The 11,156-nt window shown below is 73.1% G+C and carries 15 protein-coding genes; 13 read left to right on the top strand and 2 right to left on the bottom strand.

The window, feature by feature from the left end; all coding sequences use genetic code 11:
• The 6 genes from G3I54_RS24800 to G3I54_RS24775 all read left to right on the top strand — a co-directional run.
• On the top strand, positions 1 to 905 hold a 905-nt coding region (locus G3I54_RS24800), incomplete at its 5' end, for a pseudouridine synthase (protein ID WP_164617187.1).
• Positions 906 to 1,036: 131 nt separating this feature from the next.
• A complete protein-coding gene (gene pnuC / locus G3I54_RS24795) occupies positions 1,037 to 1,693 on the top strand; it encodes a nicotinamide riboside transporter PnuC (protein ID WP_164617185.1) in 657 nt (218 codons plus the stop codon).
• Complete coding sequence (locus tag G3I54_RS24790) at positions 1,690 to 2,769, top strand: AAA family ATPase (RefSeq protein ID WP_164617183.1); 1,080 nt, start codon at positions 1,690 to 1,692, stop codon at positions 2,767 to 2,769. Before pnuC ends, G3I54_RS24790 begins: the two co-directional genes overlap by 4 nt.
• A complete protein-coding gene (locus tag G3I54_RS24785) occupies positions 2,766 to 3,530 on the top strand; it encodes an NUDIX domain-containing protein (protein ID WP_164617181.1) in 765 nt (254 codons plus the stop codon). Before G3I54_RS24790 ends, G3I54_RS24785 begins: the two co-directional genes overlap by 4 nt.
• A complete protein-coding gene (locus G3I54_RS24780; RefSeq protein ID WP_164617179.1) occupies positions 3,527 to 4,552 on the top strand; it encodes an ADP-ribosylglycohydrolase family protein in 1,026 nt (341 codons plus the stop codon). The genes G3I54_RS24785 and G3I54_RS24780 overlap by 4 nt, the downstream gene beginning before the upstream one ends.
• A 129-nt stretch (positions 4,553 to 4,681) precedes the next feature.
• On the top strand, positions 4,682 to 5,125 hold the full coding sequence (locus G3I54_RS24775) for an SRPBCC family protein (protein ID WP_164617177.1): 444 nt from the start codon (positions 4,682 to 4,684) through the stop codon (positions 5,123 to 5,125).
• Here G3I54_RS24775 and G3I54_RS24770 read toward each other — a convergent pair.
• Both G3I54_RS24770 and G3I54_RS24765 read right to left on the bottom strand, forming a co-directional pair.
• Complete coding sequence (locus G3I54_RS24770) at positions 5,091 to 5,861, bottom strand: nucleotidyltransferase domain-containing protein (protein WP_164617175.1); 771 nt, start codon at positions 5,859 to 5,861, stop codon at positions 5,091 to 5,093. The two genes, G3I54_RS24775 and G3I54_RS24770, sit on opposite strands and share 35 nt — an antisense overlap.
• A gap of 55 nt (positions 5,862 to 5,916) precedes the next feature.
• Complete coding sequence (locus tag G3I54_RS24765) at positions 5,917 to 6,366, bottom strand: Rieske (2Fe-2S) protein (RefSeq protein ID WP_164617173.1); 450 nt, start codon at positions 6,364 to 6,366, stop codon at positions 5,917 to 5,919.
• A gap of 190 nt (positions 6,367 to 6,556) precedes the next feature.
• Between G3I54_RS24765 and G3I54_RS24760 the strand changes: the two genes are divergently transcribed.
• The 7 genes from G3I54_RS24760 (at position 6,557) to G3I54_RS24730 (ending at position 11,156) form a co-directional block, all read left to right on the top strand.
• Positions 6,557 to 7,012, top strand: a complete 456-nt coding sequence (locus tag G3I54_RS24760) for a YidB family protein (RefSeq protein ID WP_164617171.1) — start codon at positions 6,557 to 6,559, stop codon at positions 7,010 to 7,012.
• Between the two features lie 115 nt (positions 7,013 to 7,127).
• The gene (locus G3I54_RS24755; protein ID WP_164617169.1) at positions 7,128 to 7,484 is read left to right on the top strand and encodes a DUF1304 domain-containing protein; all 357 of its coding nucleotides are present in this window, start codon (positions 7,128 to 7,130) and stop codon (positions 7,482 to 7,484) included.
• A 5-nt stretch (positions 7,485 to 7,489) separates the two neighbouring features.
• Positions 7,490 to 8,092 carry a TetR/AcrR family transcriptional regulator gene (locus G3I54_RS24750; protein WP_164617167.1) on the top strand — a complete coding sequence of 201 codons (603 nt, stop codon included), beginning with the start codon at positions 7,490 to 7,492 and terminating at the stop codon, positions 8,090 to 8,092.
• Positions 8,093 to 8,194: 102 nt separating this feature from the next.
• Positions 8,195 to 8,557 (top strand): chorismate mutase, encoded by a 363-nt coding sequence (aroH, locus tag G3I54_RS24745; protein WP_103512746.1) that lies wholly within the window; start codon positions 8,195 to 8,197, stop codon positions 8,555 to 8,557.
• A complete protein-coding gene (locus G3I54_RS24740; RefSeq protein ID WP_164617165.1) occupies positions 8,554 to 9,639 on the top strand; it encodes a prephenate dehydrogenase in 1,086 nt (361 codons plus the stop codon). Before aroH ends, G3I54_RS24740 begins: the two co-directional genes overlap by 4 nt.
• Positions 9,640 to 9,807: 168 nt before the next feature.
• Complete coding sequence (gene cmk, locus G3I54_RS24735; RefSeq protein ID WP_030085802.1) at positions 9,808 to 10,503, top strand: (d)CMP kinase; 696 nt, start codon at positions 9,808 to 9,810, stop codon at positions 10,501 to 10,503.
• Positions 10,500 to 11,156 carry a lysophospholipid acyltransferase family protein gene (locus tag G3I54_RS24730; RefSeq protein WP_164617163.1) on the top strand — a complete coding sequence of 219 codons (657 nt, stop codon included), beginning with the start codon at positions 10,500 to 10,502 and terminating at the stop codon, positions 11,154 to 11,156. Before cmk ends, G3I54_RS24730 begins: the two co-directional genes overlap by 4 nt.

Genomic DNA, 11,156 nt, shown 5'->3' with positions numbered 1-11,156 from the left:
CGGCCCGCGGCGGCGCCAAGGGCGGCCCGAAGTCCGCGCAGGGCGGCAACCGCGGCGGCTTCCGGCGCGGCGGCGCTCCCTCGCGCCCGCGTGAGCTGGACGCCAAGATCGAGCAGCGCAACCGCGACCGGTACGCGAACAAGCCCGAGATCAACCTCCCCAAGACCCACCCGGGCGCCGAGCAGGAGGGCGAGCGGCTGCAGAAGGTCCTCGCCCGGGCCGGCATGGGCTCGCGCCGTGCGTGCGAGGAGCTGATCGAGCAGTCCCGTGTCGAGGTCAACGGCGAGATCGTCGTCGAGCAGGGCATGCGCGTCGACGTGCACCAGGACGAGATCAAGGTCGACGGCCTCACCGTCGCCGCCCAGTCGTACCTCTTCTTCGCGCTGAACAAGCCCGCCGGGGTCGTCTCCTCGATGGAGGACCCGGACGGCCGTCAGTGCCTCGGCGACTACGTGACCAACCGCGAGACGCGGCTGTTCCACGTCGGCCGGCTGGACACCGAGACGGAGGGCATCATCATGCTCACCAACCACGGTGAGCTGGCCCACCGCCTCACGCACCCGAAGTACGGCGTGAAGAAGACCTACCTGGCCGCCATCCAGGGCCCGCTGCCGCGCGACCTCGGCAAGCGGCTCAAGGACGGCATCCAGCTGGAGGACGGCTACGCCCGCGCCGACCACTTCCGCGTCGTCGAGAACACCGGGAAGAACTACCTGGTCGAGGTGACCCTCCACGAGGGCCGCAAGCACATCGTCCGCCGGATGCTCGCCGAGGCGGGCTTCCCGGTCGAGCGGCTCGTGCGGACGTCCTTCGGGCCGATCCCGCTGGGCGACCAGAAGTCCGGCTGGCTGCGCCGCCTCACCAACACCGAGGTCGGCATGCTGATGCGCGAGGTCGGCCTCTAGCCGCACCCGCACCCGCGCGAAGGCCCGCGGCCGGTAGCTGTTCGGAAAGTTCGAACAGAACCGGCCGCGGGCCTTTTGCGGTCCCCGTCCCAGCCTTTATAGTCAGAGTGACTATAAAGAAGGAGGCGGGCGTGAGTCTCGCGGACGTACTCGATCCCCTGCAACAGCCCCTGGTGACGATCCTGGACACCCCGGTCAGCTGGACCGAGGTGCTGGGCTTCGGCAGCGGGGCGCTGTGCGTCTGGCTCGTGGCCCGCCAGCACCTCGCCAACTGGCCGATCGGCATCGCCAACAACCTCTTCTTCATCCTGCTGTTCGCCCAGTCCGGTCTGTACGCCGACGCCGGGCTCCAGATCGTCTTCATCACCCTCGCCGCGTACGGCTGGTGGACCTGGACCCACGGGGGTGGACCAGGGACATCGGTCCTGCCGGTGCGCGGGACGGCCCGCACCGAATGGGCCTGGCTGCTCGCGGCGGGGGTGGTGGGGACCGCCGGGATCACGCTGCTGCTGTCCCGGGCCACCGACTCCACCGTCCCGTTCTGGGACGCGCTGACGACCTCCCTGTCGCTGATGGCGACGTACGGGCAGTGCCGCAAGCGGCTGGAGTCCTGGTGGCTGTGGATCGCCGCCGACCTGGTCTACATCCCGCTCTACGCCCACAAGGGCCTGTATCTGACCTCGCTGCTGTACGCCGGGTTCCTCGCGCTCTGCCTGATCGGCCTGCGCAACTGGCACCGCGACCTGACCGCACGCACCGCACGGACCCCGGAGGCGGCCGCCGTATGAAGCGCTACGAACACGGCCTGGTCCTCGGCAAGTTCTACCCGCCGCACGCCGGCCACCACCACCTCGTCCGGACCGCCCAGGACCGCTGCGAACGGCTGACCGTGCTGGTCTGCGCCGCCTCCGTGGAGTCTCTGCCGCTCGCCGACCGGGTCGCCTGGATGCGCGAGGTCCACCCGGACGTCACGGTGGTGGGCGCGGTCGACGACACGCACATGGACGTGCGCGACCCGGCGGTCTGGGACGCGCACATGGCCCTCTTCACCGCCGCCGTGCCCGAGCGGGTGGACGCGGTCTTCACCTCGGAGGCGTACGGGGAGGAGCTCGGCCGCCGCTTCGGCGCCGCGTCCGTCCTCGTCGACCCCGACCGCACCCTCTTCCCGGTCTCCGGCACCGCCGTGCGCCAGGACCCGGCCGGCTGCTGGGACTTCCTCCGACCGCCCGTGCGGGCCGCCCTCGCCCGCCGCGTCGTCGTCCTCGGCGCGGAGTCCACCGGCACCACCACCCTCGCGCGGGCCCTCGCCGCCCACTACCGCGCACGCGGCGGGGTCTGGGCGCGCACCGGGTACGTCGCCGAGTACGGCCGCGAGTACAGCGAGCGCAAGCTGGCCGCCCTGCGCGAGCGGTGGCCCGGGGCCGCCTGGGAGGACGTCACCTTCACCACCGACGACTTCCCGCTCATCGCGAAGGCCCAGAACGACCGGGAGGAGGCCGCCGCCCGCGCCGGATCCCCGGTGCTCTTCTGCGACACCGACTCCTTCGCCACCACCGTCTGGCACGAGCGGTACGTCGGCGGCCGCAACCCGCTCGTCGAGGAGATCGCGGACCGCGCCGACCATCACCTGTGGCTGCTCACCGACCACGAGGGCGTCGCCTTCGAGGACGACGGACTGCGCGACGGCGAGGAGCTGCGCCCCTGGATGACCGACCGCTTCCGCGCCGAACTCACCCGCACCGGACGGCGGTTCATCGAGGTCACCGGCCCGCCCGAGGCGCGGCTCGCCACCGCCGTCGCCGCCGTCGACGAACTCCTCGCCACCGGCTGGGACTTCGCCGCGCCTCTCCCGGAGAAACGATGAGCACCCCCGCCCCCGATGGCTACGACCCGTACGCCTTCGCCCCGTTCGCGGTCACCGTCGACCTCGCGGTCTTCACCGTCCGCGAGGCCCGGCTGCACGTCCTGCTCGTCGAACGCGGCCAGGAGCCCTACCGGGGCCGGTGGGCGCTGCCCGGCGGCTTCCTGCTGCCGCGGGAGTCCGCCGAGGACGCTGCCCGCCGTGAACTCGCCGAGGAGACCGGCCTCGGACCCGGCACCGTCGGCACCCTCCACCTCGAACAGCTGCGCACCTACACCGACCCGGACCGCGACCCGAGGATGCGGGTCGTCTCCGTCGCGTACGCCGCACTCCTGCCGGACCTGCCCGAACCGCGCGGCGGCGGCGACGCGGCGAGCGCCCGGTGGTGGGACGCGGGCGCCACCGGACCGCTGGCCTTCGACCACGACACGATCCTCGCCGACGCCCACGACCGGATCGGCGCCAAGCTCGAATACAGCTGTCTGGCCACCGCGTTCTGCCCCGCCGAGTTCACCCTCGGCGAGCTCCAGCAGGTCTACGAGACCGTCTGGGGCGTCGAGCTGGACCGCCCCAACTTCCGGCGCAAGGTCCTGAACGCGCCCGGCTTCGTCCAAGCCGTCGAGGGCCCGCCGCGCCGCACCGGTGGACGGGGCAAACCGGCCGCCCTCTACCGGGCGGGCGACGCCACCGCCCTGCACCCGCCGCTCCTGCGCCCGCCGCGGCCCGACGCTCCCCACTCCGCACCGGAAGGACGAGACAGATGACCATCGCCACCCCGCCCCTCACCAAGCAGGCGGCCACCGGCGTGCTGACCGGGCTCGCGCTCGGCGACGCCCTGGGCTTCCCCACCGAGTTCAACGACGTGCCCGCCATCCTCGCCAAGTTCGGCCCCTGGCGGCAGATCCCCCTCCTGACGCCCGCCATCGTCTCCGACGACACCCAGATGACGATCGCGCTGGGCCGCGCCATCCGCACCGCCATGGACAGCGGACTGCTCACCCCCGAACGGCTGGTCGGCCCGGTCCGCGACGAGTTCGTCGCCTGGTACCACTCGCCGGACAACAACCGCGCCCCCGGCAACACCTGCCTCACCGCCTGCCGCCTGCTCGAACACACCCGCGTCTGGCAGGAGGCCAGCCAGACGCACTCCAAGGGCTGCGGCGCCAACATGCGCGTCGCCCCCGTCGGCCTCGTCCCCGGCCTCAGCGAGGAGCAGCGGGCCGGCGCCGCCCAGCTGCAGGCCGCCCTCACCCACGGACACCCCACCGCGCTTGCCGCCTCCGACCTGCTGGCGCGCGCGGTGTTCCTGCTCGCCCAGGGCGCCGAACCGCTCGGCCTGATCGGGCAGTTGCGCAGCTACGCCTACGAGAACCGGGGCCGCTACCACACGCGCTGGCTCGGCGACCTCTGGCGCCACGCGGGCGACGCCACCCCGCAGGCGTACATCCAGCGCGGCTGGGACGAGTGCCTGGCGGCCCTGGAGACCGTACGGGACGCCCTGCGCGACCCGTCGCCGGAGACCGACCCGTGCGAGCGGACCGGCGACGGCTGGATCGCCGAGGAGGCCCTCGCCACCGCCCTGCACTGCTTCCTGCTCTTCCCCGAGGAGCCCGTCACCGCCCTGCGCCGCGCCGCGTGCACCCGGGGCGACTCCGACTCGATCGCCTGCCTGGCCGGGGCGCTGGCGGGGGCGCACCTGGGCGCGGCGGCCTGGCCCAAGGAGTGGTCCGAGCGCATCGAGTACCGCAGCGACCTGCTGTCCCTCGCGGCGCTCTGGGACGCGTGAGCCGTGACCGCCGGCGGAAGACGCCACCACGGGTGACCGCCCCGCGGGGAGGCCGCCTCGAATGACCCGGCAGCGACCGGGTACGAGGGAGCGGAACCTGCTCCCTCACGGAAGGTCCGGTGGTTTTCCATGTCCTCCTCACTCGTCGAGACCGTCGACATCGAGGCGCCCGTGGCCGTCACCTGGGCGCTGTGGAGCGATGTCTCCCAGTGGCCGAGGTTCCTGAGCCACGTTCAGCGCGTCGATCCGCTCGACGAGCGGCGCTTCGCCTGGCAGCTCTCGCTGCCCGGCGCGGACAAGCGATTCGTCGCGGAACTCACCGAGGTGGTCCACGAGGACCGCATCGCCTGGAAGACGACCGAGGGGGTCCACCACGCCGGAGTGGTCACCTTCCACCGGCTCGACGACACGTCGAGCCGTGTCGCCCTGCAGGTCGAGTACGACCCCCAGGGATTCATCGAGCACCTCGGGGCGCTGACCAACCTCGACTCCACGCTGGCCAACTACGACCTGGGCGAGTTCCGGAAGCTGGCCGAGCTCACGGCCGCGTCCGGCGGGCCCCGGACGGTGTGAGCCCGGTCGGACCCGAAGCGCGCTGCGCCGAGGCCCGCCGGGTCCGGACGAGGAAGTCCTCCACGGCCGCCCGGTCGGGTTCCGGCGGCAGCGGGGAGCGGGCCGCCGCCTCGTCGTTCTCCTCGCCGAGGCGGTCCATCCGGCGCTCCACCTCCGGCCAGTCCACCTCGCCGCGCTTCACCGCCAGCAGCTCCTCGCGCGCGTCGCCGACGTCGATGCGCAGCTCGCCCGTACGCAGCAGGTCACGGCTGCTCGCCAGCAGCCGCAGCAGATGCATCGCGTGCTTCCAGCGCGGCGCCCCGTGGATCCGTACGTCCGCCTCCAGCTTTCTGCGCTGGCCCAGCGCGTACCGGACGAACGTGCCGTGCGCGAGCCGGGAGAGGAACGCTCCGCGCAGGGCCAGCAGCGCGCGGCCGGTGTCGTCCACGGACTCCACCAACGGGGAGTGCAGGCACTCCAGCACGTTCGGATTGGCCCGCAGCGCGAGTTCGCAGAAGCGTTCCAGCTCCCAGGAGAACTGTTCCGGCGCGGGGCCCTCGACATGCGTCGGCGGCTTCTCGAAGCGCCAGAACAGCGGAGTCGGCGCGAGGAACACCCCGCGCCGGTCCGTGTCGCTGTCCTCGGTGGCCAGTCCGAAGGCGCGCGAGCCCATGACGCACGCGTAGACCGTGTGGTCGCGTACGAGAGCCTCGCCGGCCCCGTCGTCGGCGGCGTCGTCCTCGGCAGGAGTGATCATGCCCGCGAGGGTACGGGCGCGGTGGCCGCCCCGCCCCGGATATTCCGGCCCGCCCTCAGCCCAGCCGGATCGTTCCGCCCGAGACGCTGATCCGCTCGGCGGGCAGCGGCCGGGTCGCCGGGCCGGCCTCGACCGCCGCGTCCGTGATGCTGAACCTGCTGCCGTGGCAGGGGCAGTTGATGGTGCCGTCGCGCACCGTCGAGACGAGACAGCTCGCATGGGTGCAGACGGCGGAGAACGCCTTGAACTCACCCTCCTCCGGCTGGGTCACCACCACCTTCCGCTCCTTGAAAATGGTGCCGCCGCCGACCGGGATGTCTCCGGTCCCGGCCAGCTCCACGCCGTCCGAGGCGCCCGGCGACGCCCCGTCCGAGGCGTCGGCCGACGCGGTGGGCGTACCGCTCGTGTCACCGCCGCCGCCCTCGTCGGAGGATCCGCAGCCGGTGGCCAGGGCCGCGGCGCCCGCCGCACCCGCGGCCAGCACCGTCCTTCGCCGTGCGTTCATGACTCTCCTTCGGTGGCAGGGGTGGTGCGGTGGGAGGTGCAGGTCATCGTCGCGGCGGCGGGCCCCCAGGTGAAGCAACCAGGCGGACCGTGCGCCCGCCCGAGTGGCAGATGGGGTGATTTCGGCCGACATTGAGCCGGTACGCGCACCTCATCGGAGAGGGCGCGCGCTTCACCGAAGGGCGGAACCCATGGCGGGAAACGATCTCGGCAGCCTCCTCGGCAGCCTGCTGGGCGGCGGACAGGGCAGTGGGCAGGGCGGCGGACAGGGGCCCGGCGGGGCCGGGAACATCCTCGGCTCGCTGCTTGGCGCGCTCGCCGGGGGCAAGGGCGGCGCGTCCGGGGGAGCGGGCGGCGGCAACGCCCTCGAAGGGCTGATCGGCATGCTCACCAAGTCGGGCCTCGTCGACCAGGCGCAGTCCTGGGTCGGCACCGGCGACAACAAGGCCGTCAGCGGAGCCCAGATCGCCGAGGCGCTGCCGGACGAGACCCTGCGGAAGGTCGCCGAGGACTCCGGCGTCTCGCCGCAGGAGGCGGCTGACCGGATCGCCCGCGCGCTGCCCGAGACGGTCGACAAACTGACCCCGAGCGGCCAGGTCCCGCAGGGCGGCTCGATCGAGGACCTGATCAAACAGCAGAAGCTCTGACCGCCCGGCCGGAAGAGGCACGGCCCCCGGCCGGTCTCCTGCCGACCGCCGCTTGCCGGCTCCCGGCCGATTTCCTGTACAGTTGTCCAGGAAATCGACCGGGAGGCCCTCCGTCATGCATGTCGCAGCTCAGGTTCTGGTGGCGCTCGTCGCGGTCATCCATCTCTACTTCCTGGTCCTGGAGATGTTCCTCTGGGACACCGAACGCGGCCGCAAGGCCTTCGGCACGACCGCCGCCTTCTCCCGCGAGAGCGCCACGCTCGCCGCCAACCAGGGCCTCTACAACGGCTTCATGGCCGCCGGACTGATCTGGAGCCTCTTCGCGGGCGATCCGGTCGCCCACCAGACGCAGATCTTCTTCCTCCTCTGCCTGGTCGTCGCCGGTGTCTACGGGGCCGCCACCGTCAGCCGGAAGATCCTCTTCGTCCAGGCCGGGCCCGCCGCGCTCGCCCTCGTCCTCCTGGCGGGCTGAGCCCGATGGTCCCCGCGGTGACGGACGGCAGCGGCGACCCGCGGACCGCGCGCACCAGGGCCAGGCTCCGCGCCGCCCTGCTCGCCGCCTGCGAGGAGCGGCCGCTCGACCGGGTCAGCGTCTCGCAGGTGGTCCGGGGCGCCGGGGTCGGCCGGGCCACGTTCTACCTCCACTACGACGATCTGCACGCCCTCGCCGTGGAGGCCTGCGCCGAGATCGTCACCCGGGCGGTCGACGCCCTGCACGCCTGGGACGGCACGCCCCCGGGCCCCGACGATCCACCGCCCCCGCTCGGCGAACTGCTCGCGGAGGTCGGCGCCCGTACGCCCGTCTACCGCAGCCTGCTGCGGGAGGGTGGCGGCGGACCGCTCGGCGAACTGCTCCACGCCGAACTCCGGCGGCGCAGCCTCGACGAGCTGCGCGCCCGCCGCCTGGGCGAGCCCGGCCAGGACCTCACCGCGAGCGCCGTCGCCGGACTCTTCACCGGAGTGCTCGCCGACTGGGTGCACGGGCGCACCACCGCCGCCCCCGACGCCCTCGCCGCCCGGATCTGGCGGATGCTCCTGGCCGTGCACGCCACCGCCCGTCTCACGGACGGAACACCGTGATCGCGTCCGCCGCGGCCGATCTAGGCTGAGGAGAGCAGCCGGCCGCGCCATCGGGCGCCGGGCCGGAGACGCGGTGGAGCAGCGAAGAGCGAGGAGTACGACGTGGCGGTACGAGCGGTCCGGGGCGCCGTCCAGCTGGACCGGGACGAGGCCGGGCACATGGACCAGCGGGTCGGTGAGCTGCTGACCGCCGTCCTGGAGCGCAACGAGCTCGTCGCCGACGACCTGATCAGCATCTGGTTCACCGCCACCCCCGATCTGCACAGCGACTTCCCGGCCGCCGCCGCCCGCGGCCTCGGCATCGTCGACGTCCCCCTGATCTGTGCCCAGGAGCTGGACATCGACGGGGCCATGCCCCGGGTGGTCCGTATCCTCGTGCACGTCGAGACCTATCTCTCGCGCGCCGAGATCAGCCATGTCTACCTCGGCGCCACCGCCACCCTGCGCAAGGACATCGCCCAGTGAGAACCGCCCTCGTCATCGGAACCGGGCTCGTCGGCACCTCCGCCGCCCTCGCACTGGCGGGCCGCGGTGTCCAGGTGCACCTCGTCGACCACGACCCGGCCTCCGCCCGGACCGCCGCCGCGCTCGGCGCAGGCACGGACGAGCAGCCGGAGGGCCCCGTCGACCTGGCGATCGTCGCCGTACCGCCCGCGCACACCGCCGCCGTCCTGGCCCGGGCGATGCGCGACGGGGTGGCCCGCGGCTACCTGGACGTCGCCAGCGTCAAGGGCGGCCCGCGCCGCGAGCTGGAGGCGCTCGGCCTCGACCTCACCCCGTACATCGGTACGCACCCGATGGCCGGCAAGGAGCGCTCGGGGCCGCTCGCCGCGACCGCCGACCTCTTCGAGGGCCGCCCCTGGGTCCTCACCCCGACCCGGGACACCGACACCGAGGTGCTCAACCTCGCGCTGGAGCTGGTCGCCCTGTGCCGGGCCGTCCCCGTCGTCATGGACGCCGACGCCCACGACCGGGCCGTCGCCCTCGTCTCGCACACCCCGCAGCTCATCTCCTCCATGGTCGCCGCCCGGCTGGAGGAGGCCGACGAGACGGCCGTACGCCTGTGCGGCCAGGGCATCCGCGATGTCACCCGGATCGCCGCCTCCGACCCGCGGATGTGGGTGGAGATCCTCTCCGCCAACCCCGGCCCGGTCGCCGACGTCCTCGCCGGGGTCGCCGCCGACCTGGCGGAGACCGTGACCGCGCTGCGCGGCCTGCACTCCGCCGACGAGGAGAAGCGGCGCGCGGGCACCGACGCCATCGAGGACGTCCTGCGGCGCGGCAACGCCGGCCGCGTCCGGGTCCCCGGCAAGCACGGCGCGGCCCCCACCGCCTACGAGACCGTCGCCGTCCTGATCGGCGACAAGCCCGGCGAGCTGGCCGCGATCTTCGCCGACGCCGGCCGGGCCGGGGTCAACATCGAGGACGTCCGGATCGAGCACGCCACCGGCCAGCAGGCGGGCCTCGTCCAGATCATGGTCGAGCCCAGCGCCGCCCCGGTCCTCGGCGCGGCCCTCCAGGAACGCGGCTGGTCGATCCGCGGCTGACCCGGTCCCGTACGAACGGCCGACCCCGGTCACGTACGAAGGGAGCGGCGCCACCCCCGCCCGGGTGGCCCGCCTCCCCCGTACGGGGTACAAGGGCACGCCCGGTACTCGGTAACCTGGTACGAGGCCGCCCGCAGGCCCGTCCGCCCCGCCCCGTGTACCAGGAAGGTGTCCACCACCGTGGAAACCGCACGCCCCTCCGTGATCGTCGCCATCGACGGGCCCTCGGGCACCGGCAAGTCGAGCACCTCCAAGGCCGTCGCCGCCAAGCTCGGCCTGAGCTACCTGGACACGGGCGCGCAGTACCGGGCCATCACCTGGTGGATGCTGAACAACGGCATCGACGTGGGCAACCCGGAGGAGATCGCCACCGCCGCCGCCAAGCCCGTGATCGTCTCCGGCACCGACCCCGCCGCCCCGACGATCACCGTCGACGGCGAGGACGCCTCGGGCCCGATCCGCACCCAGGAGGTCACCTCCAAGGTCAGCGCCGTCAGCGCCGTCCCCGAGGTGCGCACCCTCATCACCGCGCTCCAGCGCTCCATCGCCGCGGCCGCGACCGGCGGCATCGTCGTCGAGGGCCGGGACATCGGCACCACCGTGCTGCCCGACGCCGACCTCAAGATCTTCCTCACCGCCTCCCCGGAGGCCCGCGCCGCCCGCCGCAGCGGCGAGGTCAAGGGCTCGGACCTGACCGCCACCCGTGAGGCCCTGATCAAGCGGGACGCCGCCGACTCCGGCCGTAAGACCTCGCCGCTCGCAAAGGCGGACGACGCCGTCGAGGTGGACACCACCGAGCTGACCCTCCAGCAGGTCATCGAGTGCGTCGTCACCCTCGTCGAGGGGAAGCGGGTCGCCGCGTGAGCGATGCCACAGGCGCGCCCACGCTGCGCGGGGCGGCCGTCGGGCGGTCCATCGGCATCGGCCTGATGTACGGGCTGTTCAAGCCCCGGGTGCTCGGCGCCTGGCGGGTGCCCGCCGCCGGACCCGTCATACTCGCGGTGAACCACTCCCACAACATCGACGGACCGATGCTGATGGGCACCGCACCCCGGCCGGTGCACTTCCTGATCAAGAAAGAGGCGTTCGTCGGCCCCCTCGACCCGTTCCTGCACGGGATCGGCCAGATCGAGGTGGACCGTACGACCGTCGACCGCACCGCCATCAGCCACGCGCTCGGCGTACTGGAGGACGGCGGAGTCCTCGGGATCTTTCCGGAGGGCACCCGGGGCGAAGGAGACTTCGCCTCGCTGCGGGCCGGACTCGCGTACTTCGCGGTACGGGGCGGGGCGCCCATCGTTCCCGTGGCCGTCCTGGGAAGCACCGAGCGCCGCGGACGGTTGATACGGGGGCTGCCCCCGCTGCGCAGCCGGGTCGACGTCGTCTTCGGCGACGCGTTCGACGCGAGCGCCGGTGACGGGCGGCGTACGCGCAAGGCGCTGGACGAGGCGACCCTGCGGATCCAGGAGAGGCTCACCGCCCACCTGGAAAGTGCCAAGCGCCTCACCGGGCGATAG

Origin of the sequence: Streptomyces sp. SID14515 (assembly GCF_010548505.1) — a bacterium.
Classification (GTDB): Bacteria; Actinomycetota; Actinomycetes; order Streptomycetales; family Streptomycetaceae; genus Streptomyces; species Streptomyces caviscabies.
Note: the sequence above shows the minus strand (reverse complement) of the source record. Positions and strands in the feature narration are given on the sequence as shown.